12 protein-coding genes are annotated in these 19,940 nt (G+C 38.0%); all 12 read right to left on the bottom strand.

The genetic code is table 11. The features are described 5' to 3' along the window. Window positions 1-157: 157 nt before the first annotated feature. The 12 genes from AC2TDL_RS08535 to AC2TDL_RS08590 all read right to left on the bottom strand — a co-directional run bounded on the left by AC2TDL_RS08535 (window position 158) and on the right by AC2TDL_RS08590 (window position 19,934). A complete protein-coding gene (locus tag AC2TDL_RS08535) occupies window positions 158-640 on the bottom strand; it encodes a hypothetical protein (protein WP_484700288.1) in 483 nt (160 codons plus the stop codon). Between the two features lie 109 nt (window positions 641-749). Next, complete coding sequence (locus AC2TDL_RS08540; RefSeq protein ID WP_484700291.1) at window positions 750-3,215, bottom strand: hypothetical protein; 2,466 nt, start codon at window positions 3,213-3,215, stop codon at window positions 750-752. Between the two features lie 133 nt (window positions 3,216-3,348). Further along, the gene (locus AC2TDL_RS08545) at window positions 3,349-5,730 is read right to left on the bottom strand and encodes an Ig-like domain-containing protein (protein ID WP_484700294.1); all 2,382 of its coding nucleotides are present in this window, start codon (window positions 5,728-5,730) and stop codon (window positions 3,349-3,351) included. A gap of 511 nt (window positions 5,731-6,241) precedes the next feature. Then, on the bottom strand, window positions 6,242-10,504 hold the full coding sequence (locus AC2TDL_RS08550) for an S-layer homology domain-containing protein (protein WP_484700296.1): 4,263 nt from the start codon (window positions 10,502-10,504) through the stop codon (window positions 6,242-6,244). A gap of 297 nt (window positions 10,505-10,801) precedes the next feature. Next, the gene (locus AC2TDL_RS08555; RefSeq protein ID WP_484700299.1) at window positions 10,802-11,947 is read right to left on the bottom strand and encodes an MraY family glycosyltransferase; all 1,146 of its coding nucleotides are present in this window, start codon (window positions 11,945-11,947) and stop codon (window positions 10,802-10,804) included. A gap of 202 nt (window positions 11,948-12,149) precedes the next feature. Further along, window positions 12,150-12,908, bottom strand: a complete 759-nt coding sequence (locus AC2TDL_RS08560; RefSeq protein ID WP_484700301.1) for a WecB/TagA/CpsF family glycosyltransferase — start codon at window positions 12,906-12,908, stop codon at window positions 12,150-12,152. Window positions 12,909-12,916: 8 nt separating this feature from the next. Continuing rightward, on the bottom strand, window positions 12,917-14,056 hold the full coding sequence (gene csaB, locus AC2TDL_RS08565) for a polysaccharide pyruvyl transferase CsaB (protein ID WP_484700304.1): 1,140 nt from the start codon (window positions 14,054-14,056) through the stop codon (window positions 12,917-12,919). Further along, a complete protein-coding gene (locus AC2TDL_RS08570; RefSeq protein ID WP_484700306.1) occupies window positions 14,017-16,143 on the bottom strand; it encodes a DUF5693 family protein in 2,127 nt (708 codons plus the stop codon). The genes csaB and AC2TDL_RS08570 overlap by 40 nt, the downstream gene beginning before the upstream one ends. A 117-nt stretch (window positions 16,144-16,260) precedes the next feature. Next, the gene (locus AC2TDL_RS08575; protein ID WP_484700308.1) at window positions 16,261-17,976 is read right to left on the bottom strand and encodes a phospho-sugar mutase; all 1,716 of its coding nucleotides are present in this window, start codon (window positions 17,974-17,976) and stop codon (window positions 16,261-16,263) included. A 26-nt stretch (window positions 17,977-18,002) separates the two neighbouring features. Then, window positions 18,003-18,443, bottom strand: coding sequence for a 3-hydroxyacyl-ACP dehydratase FabZ (gene fabZ, locus AC2TDL_RS08580; protein WP_484700309.1), 441 nt, complete (start codon window positions 18,441-18,443; stop codon window positions 18,003-18,005). 281 nt (window positions 18,444-18,724) lie between these two features. Continuing rightward, window positions 18,725-19,084, bottom strand: a complete 360-nt coding sequence (locus AC2TDL_RS08585; RefSeq protein ID WP_484700311.1) for a DNA-directed RNA polymerase subunit beta — start codon at window positions 19,082-19,084, stop codon at window positions 18,725-18,727. A gap of 16 nt (window positions 19,085-19,100) precedes the next feature. Beyond that, window positions 19,101-19,934: a flagellar hook-basal body protein gene (locus AC2TDL_RS08590; protein ID WP_484700312.1), complete on the bottom strand. Its 834-nt coding sequence runs from the start codon at window positions 19,932-19,934 to the stop codon at window positions 19,101-19,103. Window positions 19,935-19,940: the final 6 nt, after the last annotated feature.

Below are 19,940 nucleotides of genomic sequence, written 5' to 3' on the forward strand. Positions count from 1 at the left end.
TTTCAGCTTTAGTATGGCTTGTCGATGAAGTTATACCCTGATAAATGTTTAGCAACGATGGTTAAAGCTTGCTTTATTTCCTATATTAATTTATCCGCTGCTAATAAAAATCCGTCAAGCGGCTTGTCTAAGAGGCTTGACGGAAGATGAAAATTTATTATTCCAAATAATACGAACCTTTTACAAGTACAGTTAAAGATGTTTTAGAGTCTGGCGCAGCCTGAATACCACGACCATCTCTTGGGAACCATATTAAATGATTCGTTGGAACAGGGGAACCTTTTTTTATATCCTCACCTGCTGTTACATCAGATATACCATTGCTGTCTGAGCTATAAGCTACCGCTTTTCCTACACGGATGACAGCTTCACTTCCCGCATTAACCATCAATATGCGATCAACCGGGACAGTTACTACTTCAAGCTTAGCTTGTGACTCCGTATCATTTGAGAGGCCAGAGCCGTTTATTTTAGCTATTTGTTCATCTACATAGCTCTTTGTCACTACAGGATCATTAACTGTTCCTGGAGTCACTGAGCTTGTTCCAACTGTCAATGCATTACCTATCAACGTTCCCGCAATAATGCCAACTGCAATTAAGCAAGTGGCAAAAACGGTATTTGTCCATTTTTTTCTCAAACTCAAACTCCTTTCTTACAACTTATTAGGCTACTCTATTAGCATACTAAATTCTACAGTAGATTAGTAGCCCCCATAGTAGCCTAAATAAATTGTAGGAGTAATAAGATTAATTATTAACAGTCCCAAATGTCATTTCTTTAGATGCAATTAATATTTTGTTGCCTTGATATACATCGTAAACATTGATTAAAAACTTATCGAAGTTTTTCATCGTTACCAAATCATGCGTATAACGAATACTTGCCTTTTTACCTTTACCAATTTCAAGCGTATTCTCTGATTTCTCACCTGAAGCTATGTCAAATTGTTTGGAGAAAATCACCTTCGGTGTGTTAACATCCTCAAATTCAACTAGGACAGAATGTTTATCACTATAATACGGTGCATCTTCTCTAACCTCTAGGTCATACTCAAACGACAAATCAACTGTATCTAATGACCATTCATCCGAAGAATCATAATAAGCCGCTACATATCGAAGAGTAAGATCATACTCATTAAATGGTAGCTTCTCTAAAGTGCTTTTTGGTGTAACAGATTTGATCGTATGTTGAGTATATACCGGATTAACAATTGCGATTCCTTTCTCTTCGCCAAGTTGAAGCGCCTCGCCAAAGAAAAATTCTAGCTTCTCTTTTTCGAAGTTTCTAGGAATTACCCCAGATGCTGTAAGTACCACTTTACCACCTGGCAATATTTTTTGCTCGTATTTTGATAATGTTAAATTAATTAGATCATTATTTGAATTTTCAATATATGCTGCCAGCTGAGTAGGTAATACAGAACGTCTTTCGTTATTCGTATATTCTAATTCTGCATAAAAAATATCAGATTGTGCACCTTTATATATATTGGACTTCAACAACTTCACTTCTCCTCGTCCACCAATCTTATCTATTTCATAAGATTGATTTGCTGCCAGTAGAGAAGCACTTTGTAAGCCATTCACTGCAAAGGTATGAATATACTTAGAAGTATCCTTATCTTTTTCATCTGTCATTCTAAAGCTAAATTTTTTCACTTGCTGCGTATACGGTATTTCTGTATAAGCAATAACTCGATAAGATTGACCTGGTGCTATTGTTAGAAGCTGATCTAGATTAACAAGCGTCGTTTTATCAACAGGTAGCTTTACGCCGTCCAATAAGAATTGACCATTAAGATTTAATTTTGCTTTTGTCTCTTTGCTCGTATTTTTCACGACAAATTCAGCAACTACTAAATCGTTTAAATCATTTGGTGTTCGTTGTAAGGAAACTTGCTCAATTTCCATGCCTTCATATGTGGCTTTGCTGGATGCATTTGCATCAGTGTCATCTTGTGTACTATTAGAAACAACAATCTTAAAGTTGCCTAGGAAACTTTTATTTTTCTGTTCTTCATTTTCAGCGAATATAACAAGCTCACTTGTTGATAATACGCTTTGACTAGGAATTTGTCCTGTCACCGTTACCGTTTGTTTAATGTTAGGTAAAAGAGTTACCTTTTCCTTATCCTCACCCTCTAGCTGTAGAGGATACAAATATCCATCTTTTGTTTTTACATAATAACCGAGTGATGGAAGATCCATCGGCGATGAAGTGTTATTTTCGAGTTCAACCTTCGTTGTAAAGTAAGTTCTATTTTCTGAAGTGCTTACTGTACTCGTTAAGGCTTTAACATTGATTGTTTTATCGTCTACATATATAGCTCTTGTCTTGTTAATCGCAAGGGCTGCTGTATCCTTCACTGCCGGCATAGCCAAGTTGGCTAAAGGCAATGATATATTATCTTCAGCGCTAACAGAATAAATTTGAAACATTAATGATTTATTTAAATCGGCAACAGCTAAAGTAGTCGACAGCATTACTCGCTTAGATTCATTCGCTTTTAATGTTAGCTCCTTAAATGAAGGCTCTACTGTATAAATCTGATTACCGGCTACTAATTGAAATTGTAGCTCATTTAGGTTTGCTGACGAGGAAGACTTATTACTAATTATCGCTTCAACGTTTAAATATCCATACTTTTGGTCACGATATAATGTGTAGTTGACTAATTTGGTTTCAAGCGTATTTTTTCCAAATAAAAATTTCTTTGCGGAATTATAAGAAGTAATGCCGCTTCCCGAGCTCTTCAAACTTCCTAGAATACGCTCATAATTTGATACGCTAAAATCCCATTTAATAAGATCAATATGTAGCTGTTCTAATGTAGTTGCTTTATCAATCGTTGCATAGAAAGTTAATGTAATGCTTGATTTGGAAGAAACCAATTCCTTCTTCTTATCACTTTCAATTAAACGTGTAACAAATGATTTATTGCCAGATGCTTTTATTCGCGCCCAGTAATCAATGAGTGGAATACTGTTGTTAGATTTATTATCAATTAATATTGTAAATGCAGCTACTTTACCAGAATCCGTGTTTAAAATTTGTGAATCTTGTAAAGTTGCCGTTACATCCTTCTGCAATGTAACCTCATTATTACCAGCAGCAGTTATCGGTTGCGGAACCGAACTAAAAACTAATGCGATAATTAATAATCCCATTACATAGGCTCTAAACTTGCTGTAATGACGACCAATTATCATATTCTCACCCTATCCCTCCTAAATATTCTAATCTATTAGACGAATAAATAGGAAATAAAGTTGCGAATAATTGAAAATAATAAAAAAACATCCTGCTCACAAATGTGAGCAGGATGTTTGTAGTAATCAGTGATTACTTAACGTTAACATTTACTACGAAGAATTGTTTGTTGATAGATACAGTAATTGTAGCTTTACCTTCGCCTTTAACGTTACCGTTAGTATCGATTACGCTAGAATCAGAAGTAGCGATTGTAGCGTCTGTACCAAGTACGATGTTATCAGTAGGATATACATCACCATGTTGGTCAGTAACTACAAGAGCTTCGTTTTTACCGAACAACTTAGAAATGATGTTGTTTGTAGTTTCATCGTAAACAGTAATTGTAGATTTAGCTTGAACAACTTTAGTGATTACTGGAGCAGAGTTAACAACAGTCAATTTAACAGTAGCGATTGTTGTAGCTTTATCTTCAGAATCACCAGCTTTAACTGTAATTGTAACAGAACCAGCTTTTTCAGCAGTTACAAGACCGTTAGCATCTACAGTAGCAAGTTTTTCATCGCTAGAAGAGAAGTAAACTTTATCAGTTACTTTAGCAAATTTATTACCGTTTTTATCTTTTTGATAAACAGAAATTTGTGCAGTTTTCTTAGCATCTTTATCAGCTTTTGGAGCTGTTGGAGTTACGTCGATAGTATCAACGTTAGTTTCAGCAACATAACCACCAAAACCGTTTTGAGCTACTTGAGAAACAGATACTGTTTTAGTGAATGTTTTGTCATCAGCTTTAACAGTCACTTTAACAGAAGAAGTACCGTTTTTGTGACCAACAACTGCTACATCAGCTTCACCAGTAGTGATGTCACCATCAACAGATACAGTAACGATTTCAGTTTTAGAAGAAGTTACTTCAATTGTTGCACCGCTAACAGCGATTTTATCGCCATATTGGTCAAGAACTTTAACTTTGAAACCATAGTCAATGCCAGAAGCATTTTCTACGATTTTAACGCTAGATTCAGAAACAGAGATTGAAGATACTTTTGCTTTTGCTTGAACTGTTACAACAACAGATTTAGTAACACTTACGCCAGCAACTTTAGCAGAAATTTGCACAGTTGCAGAACCTTCTTGAAGTGCTTTGTATTCACCAGTTGCAGAGTCAACCACTAGACGAGATGGGTTCAAAGATTTGAAAGATACGTCAGTGATAGAAGCTGCAGGGTAAACATACTCAATGTCAGCTTGGTCTTTAGCAGCGAAAAGAATGTCACCAGTTTCTTCAACAGAAACTTTTAGATCGTTGTCGTCAACATCAGTGTTGCTTCCAGCAGCTACGAAGCTTACATCAGTGATAGAAGCTGTTAGTGCATCTTTAACAGAGATGATTTGGTTACCAGTTTCGATTGTTACATCATCGTCAACTTTAAGTTTAACGTTAACGATAACATCACCAGTAGTTTTAGCGTCAAAACCATCGATTACAGAAGAATCGCTGGATAGAACTTCGAAATCATCTTGAGAGTAGTTAGCAGTAATGTCGTTGCCATCAGCATCTTTAACAACAACTTTTAATTCATCAGTTGCACCAGAAACGATAGCGATTGTTGTAGCAGCGAACTCAACAGTAGCTGGTTCAGTTGCTTTGTAGCTGAATTCTTGGCTAGCGTCAGTTAGAACATAACCTTCAGCAGTTGTTGCAGAAGCAATTTTCAAAGTATATGTTTTACCGGATTCAAGCTCGTCGCTTAGTGCAACAGTTGCTTTATTACCGTTAACAGTAACTTTTTCTACAAGAACGTTATTGCCGTTTGCATCAACAACAGTTACATCCTCAGATTTAAGAACGTCAACGTTAGTGTTGAATTCAACATTAACAGCAGCTTTAACTACTGCTTTAGCAGAAACGATTGCTAGTTCAGTAAGTTCATAACCAGGTAGGTTAAGAATGTTACCTACAGTTTTGCCGTTGATTTTGTAATCAAGAGCAGATACAAGAGATTCATAGATATCGCCACGAATAGCGTTAGCTTTAGGATCAAGATCTTTGCTAGCAAGACCTAGTTCTACAGCAGTTTCGAAAGCTGTAGCGTAGTCAACTTCTTCAGTTTTACCTTGAAGTGTATTTAATACACGTAGTAGAACTGTAGCAAACTCTTGGTTAGTGATTGGTTCATTCACACCAAATTTAGTTGCAGATTGACCGATAAAGAAGTTATTTTCTTTAGCCCAAGAAACATAACCATTGTAGAATTTAGAATCAAGGTCTGCAAAACCATGAGTGTTAGCGAAAGCTTGAGCTTCAGCTTCTTTACCAAGTAGACGAGCGATTAGAACTGTAACGTCTTGACGTAACCATTCAGAATTCTCTTCAAGACCTTGGCTAGTACCTTTGATAATACCAGTATTTAATAGCTTTTGACCAGCGGATGCTGTGTCAGCAGATACAAGCGTTGCAAACATGGAAAATACCATTGCGATTGCAACTAGTAGAGATAAACTTTTTTTCATAACCTTTTTTTCTCCTCCTCTAAATTGCTTCGGTTGTTGAGAGTTTTGTTTTGATAAAAAATGGCTCGAATTACTCATAGCCAATTCACCCCCTTCCTGGAGTAGAGCACATAATTATTAAATAATGTCTACTAGCATGACTATACTATATGAGAGCCCGCTGTAGAAACTTGTAAACATAGAGAGAAGCCCGCTAGATTACACGTATCACTATAACATTATACAATGTTGAGCCCAGACCGTAAAGAGTAAGTTCAATTTTTATTCCATATCTTTCCGAGTCTGTACTACGCAATCTCAATTGGCTTACATTAACTTAGACGCATAAACAGCTAAAAAGTTGCACGCGCTTCGTTAACTTTCAAAAAAAATAATTGAATTGTATATAAGATTTTTGTGCCAAACCTTACTTTTATAGTATAGCTTGTACTAGTTTTTAAGTCGATATCAAACTTTTACCATACTAATAAAACAGGCATGAAATGAATCAACATTTCATGCCTGTTTGTTATTAGCCGTAGATTTTTGGCAGCTTTTTAAGCTTATTCATGACACGAGCCATGATGATTGCAGCGTCGCTGCGCAGCATTCTAGCCTTAGGATCATATACATAGCCATCTTTTTCATTCGCTGGATTAATCGGCTTACCAACGATAAATCCTTGTTTTTGAACAGCTAGTACGGCTGGAATTGCATAATAATCAAAGCTTGCGCCATCTTTAAATGCTTTATCTAGTTCAGATTTCGCTTTTGTTGCATTCGTTTCAAGCTTAAGTTCAAGCGCACGCGCTAAGATTACAGCTGCATCCTGACGAGTAATAGCAACATCTTCACCAAAGAAACCTGGTCTTGTACCGTTAACAATACCCGCTCTTGCAGCAGTTTCGATATAACGGTAATCGTATATCGCATTCGGGTTGTATTGATTTGTAATGGTTTCTGGATAGTACGTAAAATGCGGTGTTCCAGTGTAATTCAATGGCAGATCAAGTGCTCTAACAATCATTCGTGTAAATTCACCGCGAGTGATGTATTCGTCGCCGCCAAAGCGTCCTACTGGTTCTACTGCATTCATAACCCCTTTAGCAAACACTGCCTCCATAGCCTCACGAGCATAGCTATGGTCAATAATGTCGTTATAGCTGCGAGTTAATTTAGCAACAACATAGTAACCAAATTTAGTGAATGGCACTGAAATTGTACCTTTTTTCTCATCAACTACCCCGCCAATGTTTTCCCAAATACCACTGTAAGGATCAAAGCGGAATACAGTAATTGTAGTACCCGCACTTTGTACAATGTTGCTGTCATATGAAAGTGTCAACGTACCTGGAGTGCTTGGCACTAGCTCACGCTTTTTATTTTCAGAACGTTTTGCAAAGTTAGGATAATTCGCAACATCGCTTGATCTTGGGAATGGGAACGGATCAAGCCCTCTTGTAATAGGGTCATATTCGCTCGTTGTATCTGTATCGTCTGCTAATCCTGCATCAATCCAATATAGCGGACTCGCTTTAATAAAGCGACCTGCATAGTTTTCAAAAAGCGTAGACATATAGTACTTACCTAGATTAGTACTATCGTTAGAATAACCTGCAGCTTGTTCCTCGAAATTATGACGATCGACAATACCATCCTCAGGATGAGCAATCGCGAATAAAATATTATTTCCATTATACACTTGTGTTGGTAACGCTTCGGTATTTTCTAGGTACGATGAACGAATTAAATTTGTATTTTTAGCAAACGATAACGTTAATGCACCATTAAATACTTTATGTGATGATTTCATCGTCTCCATATACTGTGCCCCAGGTATGTTAGTAGGCACGTATCGAACAGTAAAGCTGTCTGTCGTTGTCGTATCGCCCCGTTTAATTGTAAATGGAATCTCAATATCCTTATTAGCTGACTTGAGCGTTACAATGGCGCGGAAAGCTTTTTCCGTTTTTACATTGTTACCAGAATAAACATAATAATCAATTAGCTCAGCTTCTTGTTTATTGATAGTCATCGACTCTGCACCTGGTGCAGTAATAATAACCTCTACAAAGTTTTGGTTTACTATACGATTTTCCTCAACTGGAAGTTCAATGTTATAAGGAATCGATATTGAGTTAACTTCCATACGATACGTAGCACGTGGTCCTGATTCACCCGCAGTAAATACAGTAATTGTGTAAACCATCGGGCTTCCATCTTCAGGAAGTTTTTCATCTATAATGTTAAAGAAAAACGTTTCATTAGAGTAATCGTAGTAAACTCTAACTTTATTTTCATCTTCAAGAGCTGTTCCATTTTTATATGTCGGTTTACCAGAACCCAGTACCTCTTCGGTATTTCCATTACGCAAAATGTTGCGGTTTCCATCAGTAAATCTTAATTCATTGCTTAATTTCCATACAATAGGTTGAGACCACTCTGGGTTACTGATTTGAATCATAAAGCCGTCTTTGGCAGCAGAAGGTATGTTATTGTATTTAGAAATAATTTCACTGTTAAAGTCTTTACCTAAATCAATAAAGTCAAATGTACCGTACACATTGTACTCTGATCTTTTTGTCGTATATACGCCGTTGCTGTACGTAAAGTTAGAATCTGTTGCACTTGGCGGCCAATTTACATACGGATAAACTCCATCTGTATTTTCAGCTGGAATAATCGGCAAGTTTTTCGGCACAAGATTGAACTTAATTGTGCTTTCATAATAATAGGTAGATGTTGAAAAAATAAACCTTACCGTATTTTCACCAGATTTATTAATGTATTGAATAATATCATTTTGAGCTTTAGTGTAATCAATTGAGTAAGTAATATCATCCTCATTGATAGTTACTGTTACACTATCAGGTGCGAAAATAGATTTATTCTCTTCACCAGTAGCACTATTCGTAGCAGGCTTAATTTTAATTGGCACGTTATTCAAATATAAAAATACAGTTTGACGTGCAGAGCCTGACGTTTCGTAAACAATATCATCCGCGTTAGGTACATTCATTAGTCGACCTATCAATGCTTTGAGATCAGAATCAAATAGCAATCTGTCAGCATTTGGCGTCATTGAGTCGTATGGAATAGATTTTCCGTCAACAATGTTCTCAAAGCGCACATAAGGACCATATTGCAATTTAATTGTTACATTAAACGGATCTGTTACTGCAGTAGTTGGCGAATCAATACGAAGCGCTAACTCATTTGTACCTGATTTATCAAGTTCATTAATTTGTAAGAAAAAGCGCAATTGATTAACCTCTACTCCATTGACCATTGTCGTCTTTATATCAGTTAAAGGTTGTCCACTGCTGTTTAATACCAACTTATATTTGTCATCAAAATTTTTACCATTTACATTTAGTTTTACTAGGTTTCTTAAATTTGTCAGATCAAGATTATTGTAGTTAGATACTAGTACCTCTAACACCATCGGTAAAGTATAAGCTTCTGCCCCTTTAGTCAAATCAATATCGTTAGAAGACAGCGACAATAATCTAGTATCATTAGCAGCTCTTACATTTTTCGTATCATTATTTATTTCAATCGTCATTGAGCTGTCAAAACCAGATAAATAATTCACATCAGCAATAAATGCTTTATTGCCATCACGCAATGTAATGCGTCTTTCCAGTGATTCATTTGTTTCTTTCAAATTTGGAGCAGTATATTTGAAAGAAATTGGTTTATCTAACGGCAACGCATTTGCCGCAAAATCATAATAGTAAGTAACTAAAAGATTTTTAGAATCAGCTGTCAATGTACTTGGATCAAAGGATACATTAACAGTTGGATTAGTAATTGTAGCTCCAGGAGCAGTGACATCAATAGTCATTTTATTTTGTAATACGTTTAAAATATCAGCAGCTACATTTGGAACTTCTGTTAATGGATTTCCATCATATAAAGGCAATGGAATAATCGCTTTACCTTCAATTCTGGTTGGTTGGTTATTATTAATTGAGTAACTTGCACCATAAGTTAAATTGTATACGTTGCTGTCATTAATCAGCTTCTCATCAAAATAAGTAACGCTCCCCGTATATAACGCTATTTGACGAGTTGTTTCAATGACTTGACCGCCATTAGATACTTTGAACGTAATAGTGTTCATCCCTTGGTTAATCGTCAATTGAGGTACTACAAATCTAAATGAATTTGATGTTTGGGATACATAGTAATCGTAGCTTTCTCCATTAATAACGACAGTAACCATCGTTGCATTAGGAGCATAACCATCAATTGAGATGTTTCCTGTTCTTTGCGGAACTGCACTGTTGGAATAAAGCATGGTTACGCCATTTTCCACTAAATCATAATACTGTGTTTCAAAACCGACTCTTAAATCATAAAGTATTGGACTATCACGATATTCAATATAAAACGGAACATCTTTAAAGCTTGTTCCATTTCTTACCCCAGAAAAAGTAATTTTGTTTAATCCAGGGAATAATTGAATGTTTGATACTGTAATCTGATTACCAGATACAGAAATACCTGTTGTAATGTCCTCAGTAGAGTTACTAGGCACGTCACTATCCAGTGTTATTTGTTCAACCTTATAACTAATAGAGGAACCAATAACCCCATTAATTGTACCTGTTAAATTAAGGTATTTAGTAGATACTACTCTCGCTTCTTGTTTGGTATATTTTTCATTTGGAAATTGAAATGCAGGAATGATAACATCATCCGCCGCCTCAGCTTTTTGCGTTAAGTTATAGCTCGGAATAAGTGTTAACACTAATAATAATGCTAGTACAACCGATAAAACCTTTTTCAAGTGAAATCTCCTCTCTCTCATCTCAAATATTACTAATTATCTATTTGAATTGCACACAGTGCAAATCACAAGGGGAACGTCTTCATCGTAATCTAGTCCTTTCCACATTTTTCTGGGCATTCTTACTTAATAGACGCAAGTATTCTTAAAAAGTTCCGTAACACTTATATCGGTTATCTAACATTTGATTTAAAGTGTTAGATATATGAAAAAAATGTAAAATTAAAATTTTGACATAAAAAAAAAGCTGCTGGTAACAGTTCCAGCAGCTTTACTTTATAAAAAATCCGCAATTTATTATTTGCTTCTTGATTCTGAATTCACGAAACCAAGCTTAAGTCCCAATTTCTGCAGGAAATTAATAACAGGACGACGCGACTTATCTACGATTCCGATAACCTCAGCACCGATTTGAGTTAAGAATAAGACAATGCATACTACAGCGAAGGTTATCCAATTCGCACCGTTAAATTTAATTACAGCAGATTGAATAATCGCCATCGTACCAAAAATTGCAGCGACGCCCCAAATAAGCAATACTGTTTTGCGGTGACTAAAGCCAAGATCCTGTAGACGATGGTGCAAATGTCCTTTATCTGGTGCAAAAATCGGACGCTTATTCACAAGTCGGCGAATAATTGCAAAAAATGTATCGGATAATGGTACACCAATGATTAATAACGGAATGACAAATGATACCAATGTCACTTGTTTAAAGGAAATTAACGATAGCATCGCTAAGCAAAAACCTAAAAACAATGAACCAGAGTCACCCATAAATATTTTCGCAGGATGAAAATTATAGCGAAGGAAACCAATAATTCCACCTAATAACAATGTACTTAAAAGAATAACGGGTTGGAATCCCATAATTATTGCCATAATTAAAATCGTACCGATTGCAATCCCTGATACGCCAGATGCTAAACCATCTAAGCCATCAATCAAATTAATTGCATTCGTTACACCAACGATCCATAGAATCGTTACAGGAATTCCGATCCAATCATTAATTTGTTGCATATTCTCACCGAAAGGCAAGCTAACAAATTCAATGGATATATTAAACCCAAACACAACGATGCAGGCAACAATAATTTGCAGCACAAACTTTAGCTTAGCAGACAGCTCAAATCGATCATCTAATGCACCAGTAATAACAATGATCGAGCCTCCTACTAAAACAGCCTTAAGTAAGTTTAGATCTTTCCCTGATAACGTACCGTCGGGTATGAAAGCAATCACACAAAAAAATGTAATGACAAATGCAAGATAAATGGCTAAACCGCCCATCCGCGGCATAATCTTTGTATGAACTTTGCGTTGATTCGGTACGTCTACCGCACCGACCCAAAATGCAAATTTTTTAACTAATGGCGTAATAAGTAAAGCGATAATCAGTGCAATTGCAAAACCGAGTGCATAAACGATTCCAATTGGCATAATGTGAATTCTCCCCCTCTGGATAAACAACAGAATTCGTCGATTGCCTCAGCCTTATCATATGCTGCTATCTATCAACTTATCCAGTGCTTGGTTCCAGTTCTATCTTATTGCAAAATATATCCTGATGAATTATACTCCTTGCTCAAAAAAAATACTACAATGAAATTCAATCTAAAATCGAGAAATATCGTTATTTTCATTAATTTTCAATATGTTTTGTAACCTTATCTCTGTCACGCAACACTTTAAGCATAAACTTAGGCAATACCATCATCCTTGGTAGACGTTTAGGTTCCTGTAATAAACGGAAGAACCATTCCATATGAATCGCTTGCATCCATTTTGGCGCCCGTTTCAGCTTACCAGAAATAACATCAAAACTGCCGCCAACCCCCATAATAAACGGAACCTTTAATGCAGAACGATGTTTAACAATCCAAGGCTCTTGTGTTTCCGCACCACGTGCTACAAAAAGCAAATGAGGTTCTAATTCAGCAATTTGTTTGACTACCTCATCATCTTCAGCTGCACTAAAATAACCATTCCGATAACCTACAATACGCACTTGAGGATATTGCAGTTGTAATGCATTAGCAGCTGCTTCAATAATCTCTTGTGTTGTACCTAACAAAAATACTTTCCAGTGATGGCGTTCGCCTTCCTTGAGCAGTTCATGCATCAGCTCGATACCAGCAACCCGCTCCGACACCGGATCGCCTCCCTTTTGAGCAGCCCATACAATTCCCGCTCCATCAGGAACAATGAGGTCAGATTTTAACATCATTTGCTTGTAGCTTGGATTTTCAATCGCAGCCATCACCATAATTGGATTTGCTGTAATAACATGCGTTTGTTCACCAGCTTCAATTCGCTTGGTCAAATACTGTACCGTTTCCTTCATATTCATTTTAGAAAACGGAATATCATAAATATATACTGTTGGTATTGTTTTGGTCATGAGGAAAATCACCTCGATATATTTTGACGCAAAAATTGTACGATTTGTTGCGCTGGTTTTTGTGATTGTTCAATAAGTAAATTTATTTTATCTTTATGCTGCTCCTGCCACGCTTGTCGGTCGTCTAAAATCTCTACCATCGCATTTACAAATTGCTCAATGTTTAAGTGCTCTGTAGTCCCAATAGGTGAGCAATCGATCCGCTTCAAAAACTGATCGATCTTCGGATCGTAAGAAAGACCAAGCATCGGAACTCTTTGATTTGCTGCATAAATAAGCGCATGAAGTCGCATGCCAAACAGCACATCACACTCCGATACCGCCTTTAACATCATTTGTGGATCGTCTGGCAGTTCAGCAATTTCTATCTTACTATCACCGATTTGCCTCGAAATCCGCTGCACAATAAATTGCGAAGCTTCAATGTCATCCGGGATATGAAATGGCAAAAACGTAAGCCGAACATTGCGCTTTGCTGTTAGTGCAACTAGCGCCTTACTAATTCGCTCTAAATCGCTGCGATCTTGATTCCAAAATCGCACAGAGATCCCGATGCGTGGCAGATCATCAGCAGCAGGCAGTGAAGGACTAGTTTGCGTAGGCAATGGCAATCCCATTACTGGATCGGGCACAACCTCAATAGCAGGTTGCTGCACACCAATATCTTTAAGAAATTGAGCCGACTGAGCATCGCGGACAGATACGTAGCGACTCCCCTTCATAGCAGAAGCAATAAGGGGATTCAGCCACTTACGATTTACAGGCCCAATGCCTTGCGCGTAAATGAAAACGGGCTTTCCTAGCCACTGGGCTAATTTGATTACGCCAGTATAATAAGGAACACTTTTCCATCCCGTCGCATCCTGAAGCAAACTTCCGCCGCCACTAATTAAAGCATGTGAAGAAGATAATGCCTTATAAATAGTTGGCGGATGCATACGAGGCAAAGCTTCTACCCCGTACATTTCATTCGTCCATTTTGGATCACCACTTAGCACCACTGGCGTAATGTTAATCCCGGCAGCTTTACTTTGCTCTTCTAAAGCGAGTAAAATCGAACGCAATACCGCTTCATCGCCACTATTGTGGAAACCATAATATCCAGATATTACGACGCGATACGATGCTGTATTTTCGGCCACACCCATTTACGCCAAGCCCCTTCCAAAACTGTCCATACTAAAATTAACAATAAGCCGAACACTATACCAATACCTAAGCCAAGCACTGTGCGTAGTGTCGAAATGATAATCGGCGAATGAATATGAGTAAATGTACTTACCATCGTTAACTGCCCCATCGTGCCGACAATCATTAACAGCCACGATGCGCGATAACGCAAAGCAAGGAATAGTCCAAGAATTAAAGGTGGGTGTCCAATCATAAACTCCTTAAATCTTGGTCGAACACCAACAGTTGTTTCTAACCAATGACGAACCATTAGCTCGAGGCTAGACACTTGTCCACTATTTCCTGTACGGGAAAGATAGTATACCCCAACTGCCCCTACAATAGCCGCAACAACAACCCAAAGCAAGCTTATTGGCTTCATTAATAACTTCCAAATGCGGCTGATTACGCCTTTAGCGCCTTGTCCACGATAGAACAAAACATATAGCGTAATAAGTGCAAGCGGCACAAGATGAAGCGCACTTACTCCTCTAAACTGCTGGATAACAAGACTGTACGTAATATTAAATAATAAACCGAACACTAATGGAATCGCTAATAAAGTAATGCATGTACCAACAATAAATAAACTTAATGCAGTTCCAAGTCGACGGCCGAGAGGCATTTCAGGGAATATCCATTTCACCTTATCAATGCTTCCATCGTGAATTGGTGTTGTTCCTCCTAAAGTCCATTCAGTTGCACCTAGCATACGACGCTCTCCAATCGTTCGTGCATAAATCCGATTAAGCATCCAGATGACACCAAGCGTTGGTCCGCTAATTGCTGCTCCTAGCGCCAATCCCTGCTCCATTAATGAGCTATTAAGCACATAAAGCCCGCCTGAGCCAAGTATACCTAGCAAGAAAACAACGATTTCTGTATTCGGTAAAAAGGCACCGATTAATAGCGTAATCATTGCTATGGCCGCCAATACGACAACGATACGTACATATTTTGTCCAAGTCGGGTTTTCATACTGGAATGCTTGAGCAGTTCCGCTCGGGTAGCCAGCAGCTTCCATACGAGCAATAACGCCATCTTCGCCGCCAAGCTCATGAGTTAACTTATCTACTGAATGTTCAAGCGTGCCAAGATTGCCATTTGCTTTAAAACCAACATTTAAGAAAAACATGCGAATATTACGATCTTTAGCAGCTAGCTTAAATCGATCGACTAATCCATCTGCTGTCATTGTAAAGCTATCGCTGTCTGAAAGAGAGTACAATCGAACAACATTGTAATCAATTAAGTAAGCAAGCGTTGCTGTACCGGTTTGCGGTGCTTTTAAGTTTTCAATAACACTAATACCGATTTTATATTTATTTAATAACGCTGCAAAATGATTTATGCTTTTTTGCTCAGCTTGATTCGATGCGCCTTTTACATGCGTACCGTCAAAAATAATACGCGTTACACCTTGTTCACTTAAAGCAGCGATCTGTTCCTCCGTCATTGCTTCGTCATATGGCTGAACACGATCTGAAAAACGAGCAATAATTTTAAAGCCAAAATTACGAAGCTTTTCAATTGTCATTGGATCGAAATCAAGTGTTTTTAATATTGCTGAATTGTATGCTTCTTTAATAATTAAAGCTGGCTTATTTTCAAATGTCCAATCAGCTAGCTCTACACCTTGACGTATAAATTCACGCTTAATGATAGGAGCAATTTTCTCAGCTTCCAATTCACCATTAAAAATAACGTACGTATAGTTTTTGGAAGTATCCATCATTTGCCCCTGCAAATTAGCTATTTCTTTTTCCGAATAATATACTAATCGTCCCGCCTGCATCAAGTCTCTTAATGAGCTTTCATATAGAGACATCGTCTGCACGCCTGCTTCTTTAAGAGCAGTTAATTTTTCATCAATAAAAGCTTCCACATCACCTTGATAATTTGCAACTTCCTCAAGATCGCGATAATCAAATACATACTCAACAGTATTTGAAGAGCCTTCCATTTTCACTCGCAATATGCCAAGAGGAATTGCAGCAATAACACCAATCAGCGTAACAATCCATAATAACGCTCTTGCTTTTCTGCTCCAAAGCTTCCAGTTCACGTTAAACCTCCATTAATCGATATCGTTGCTAACACAAGATAGGATTGCCAAACTGTAAATGCAGAAGGCAACCCTAGTCTTAAATCTTAATCGTATATTGTTATGGTTGGCTTACAATTATACGCAGTCTACACGTTGCATAACAGCTTCGCTCAGTGCCGCTTGCTTAGCAGCAGCATCCTCGTTAGAAGCTCCTTTAACTGCAAAATAGACTTTAATTTTAGGCTCAGTTCCAGACGGACGAAGACAGAACCATGAACCATCCGCTAAAATATATTTCAATACATTTTCTGGCCGCAAGCCATCAAGTCCTGGCGCATAGTCTAATACTTGAACCACTTTAACTCCCGCAACCTCAGTTGGCGGTGTTTCACGGAAGCTGCTCATAATTGCAGCAATTTTCGCTACACCATCAATTCCTTTTAGTGTGCGAGATTGTTGACTTTCTAAGAAGTAACCAAATTGCTCGTACAGCTCCTGCAACACATCATATAATGTTTTACCTTGTGTACTGTAATAAGCGGCTGCCTCACAAATTAATAGTGAAGCAACGATTGCATCTTTATCACGTGCATACGTACCGCTCAAATAGCCATAGCTTTCTTCATAACCAAATAGGAACGTCTTTTCTCCTGTTTTCTCATAGCGAGTCATTTTCTCACCAATATATTTAAAGCCTGTTAACGTATTTTCTACAGTTGCACCGTAATGCTTCGCGATAACTTCACCCATCTCACTCGTAACAATGGTCTTAATGACAACACCGTTATCTGGCATTTGACCACGAGCTTGCAGTTGGCTAAGTAAATAATGAATCATAATCGCACCGGATTGATTACCAGTTAATGCAACATACTCACCAGCATTATTTTTAACGACAGCTCCCATACGATCTGCATCAGGGTCAGTTCCGATTATAAGATCTGCTCCTACTTTACGTGCCAGGTCAATAGCTAGAGTAAATGCTTCCTTCTCCTCAGGATTAGGTGATTTTACTGTGCTAAAGTTTCCATCTGGCTGTTCCTGTTCTTCGACAACATATACTTGTTTAAAGCCAGCAGCAGCAAGCACATCACGCACTGGACGATTGCCTGATCCGTGCAGCGGCGTATAAACTACTTTAAATTTATCTCCTAGCTCACCCTGCAAAAGCTCACGATTTACGCTCTGACCAACTACAGTTTGAACGTAAGCTTGATCGATCGCATCATCAAGCCAAACAAGCAGTTTTTTCTCCTCTGCTTCTTGCTGAGACATACGTTTAATTTCATCAAAGCTTGCCACTTTAGCAATCGCTGCAATCACTTGTTCTGCATCCTCAGGAACAAGCTGACAACCGTCTGCACCATACGCCTTGTAACCATTATATTCAGGCGGATTATGACTAGCTGTAATGACAATCCCAGTGCTCGCTTTTAAATAACGGACTGCAAAAGACAACTGCGGTGTAGGACGAAGCGAACGGAATAAGTATGTACGAATTCCGTTAGCTGCAAGTACTAATGCAGCATCTAAGGCAAACTGCGGGGAATTATTACGAGAGTCATGCGCAATAACTGCAGAAGGCTGCTCTATATTTTGCGCTAACAACCAGTTTGCTAACCCTTGTGTAGCCTTCCCTACTGTATAAGCATTAAGGCGATTTGTGCCTGCACCCATTACACCACGTAAACCGCCTGTTCCAAATTCCAAGTCACGATAAAAACGGTCAATAATTTCTCCTTCTTGACCTTGTAAATCTTTTAGCTCTTGCTTCGTTTTCTCATCAATATTAGGATCTTGAAGCCATGCTTCATATCGGCTCAATACTTGTTCATTTGACAACTGTGACATAACGCTTACTCCTATCCACTTCTTTATTATTTGTCTTCATTAGCATCAGAAAGCGCGAACATTAATTCGCCTTCCGCTACGACCTTACCATCTACTTTAGCTGTTCCTTTTCCTTTGCCAATCGAACCTTTAAGTCTTGTAATTTCAACTTCAAGAGTTAATGTGTCACCCGGCTTTACTTGACCACGGAAGCGGAAACCATCAATGCCCGCAAAAAAACCGAGCTTTCCTTTATTTGCTTCCACCATAAGCATAGCAACAGAACCAACCTGAGCCAATGCCTCTACGATTAGCACTCCTGGCATTACTGGATAATTTGGAAAATGACCTACGAAATACGGCTCGTTCATCGTTACATTTTTTAGCCCAACAGCTCTTACGCCAGGCTCCACTTCTGTAATACGATCGATTAATAGAAATGGTGGTCTGTGGGGAATTATTTTTTGAATGTCATTAATATCTAACATTAGTTTACCTCTTTTCTTAAAATGTATAAAACACAAGCACATATCCCATACTATATATATCCTTCTAATCCTGCAGGAACAGAAGGTTGAGATAAGGAGGCTTGCTTGTTGGATACATTTTAATGTTCCGTCAGCAAGCCTCTTTGTGTGGATCTATCCATTTGTCTGAAAAAACTTGCTTTTCATTTATTATAGACTAACCGTATAGAAATTGAAAATAAAACGAAAAGAAAAACAGCCAGCTTATCGCTGACTGATTAATATGATGGTTCTAAATATCATTATGATTCAGCAAAAATTAAATCCCACATATGCTTCCAAGTTTGCCACTCAAAAACATCTTCTTTAGGTTGATCACCTATAACAACATAACCAATATACAGCCCAGCAAGAAGCATAACAATCATGATGATTGGAGCGATACTTTTTCGAAGTATCCATAATATGACGCGTAACCATACAGGAAATCGTTTTTTCTCTTCAACCGAAGAACGGTTTTCTTCAGCTATTTGCTCAGGAGCACGATGTCTAACAGAACGAGAAGGGAAACCCTCCTGCTGTAATGTCTGCTTACGAGAACGTTCCACTTCCTGATCCGATCCCTTTGTTGTATAGTCTGCATCATATGGTCTATTAGTCATTATTGTCACCTACGTTCTAATTGTTACGCAAATTGTTTGCTAACTGCATCATCGTATCACTAGAACTAAGTGCTCTTGCTGCTAGTTGATAAGCACGTTGAACTTTCAATAAGTCTGTCATTTCCTTCGTATAATCAACATTAGATTGCTCTAAGTAACCTTGACGAACAGCGATTCCATTTTGCTCATTAGGGTTAATTCTAGCTACAACCTCATCAGCATTAGCTCCAGTCGCAACGGCAAACAAATTGTCGGATACTTGAACAAGAGCATCTGGACGAACTGGTTGAACAAGACCGATCGTTCCAAGCAATACTTGATTGCCTCGCTCATTTACTCCATAAGCTCTTCCATCAGCATCTACTTTCAAAGAATACCCATCAGGAATAATAATACTTCCTTGTGAGCCATCTGGCAATGTTGCTCGAACTGGATAACCTTGGGAGGTTGTTAAAATAGCTTGTCCAGCGCCATTAATACTTATTTGGAAGGATCCATCTCTTGTATAAGCCGTCCTTCCAGCATTATCTACCTGAACTTCAAACAGTCCATTTCCTTCAATTGCCAGGTCAGTTAATACTCCTGTTTCATTAAGCGAACCTTGTGAGAAGTCAGTCGCAATACCTGTAACGCGAGAGCCCCAGCCTTGATTAAAGCCTAGAGGAGTCAATCGTCCATCCTTAGCAAAACCTTCTGGTTGGTTTTCTAACGTATTTAGCAAATCAGCAAATACAGTGGATTTACTTTTGTAACCTGTTGTACTCATGTTCGCAACATTATCTGAAATTAGATCTAATTTCATTTGGTAGGAATTCATAGAATTCAGTGCCTTCATCATTGAGCTGTTCATCTATTT

The sequence above is a fragment of the Paenibacillus sp. plas6 genome, from assembly GCF_057221655.1.

Bases quoted from the DNA above. Each gene is read 5' to 3' on its own strand.
- AC2TDL_RS08540 (WP_484700291.1), bottom strand. From the start codon at position 3,215: ATGATAATTGGTCGTCATTACAGCAAGTTTAGAGCCTATGTAATGGGA.
- AC2TDL_RS08545 (WP_484700294.1), bottom strand. From the start codon at position 5,730: ATGAAAAAAAGTTTATCTCTACTAGTTGCAATCGCAATGGTATTTTCC.
- AC2TDL_RS08555 (WP_484700299.1), bottom strand. From the start codon at position 11,947: ATGCCAATTGGAATCGTTTATGCACTCGGTTTTGCAATTGCACTGATT.
- AC2TDL_RS08560 (WP_484700301.1), bottom strand. From the start codon at position 12,908: ATGACCAAAACAATACCAACAGTATATATTTATGATATTCCGTTTTCT.
- csaB (WP_484700304.1), bottom strand. From the start codon at position 14,056: ATGGGTGTGGCCGAAAATACAGCATCGTATCGCGTCGTAATATCTGGA.
- AC2TDL_RS08575 (WP_484700308.1), bottom strand. From the start codon at position 17,976: ATGTCACAGTTGTCAAATGAACAAGTATTGAGCCGATATGAAGCATGG.
- fabZ (WP_484700309.1), bottom strand. From the start codon at position 18,443: ATGTTAGATATTAATGACATTCAAAAAATAATTCCCCACAGACCACCA.
- AC2TDL_RS08585 (WP_484700311.1), bottom strand. From the start codon at position 19,084: ATGACTAATAGACCATATGATGCAGACTATACAACAAAGGGATCGGAT.
- AC2TDL_RS08590 (WP_484700312.1), bottom strand. From the start codon at position 19,934: ATGAACAGCTCAATGATGAAGGCACTGAATTCTATGAATTCCTACCAA.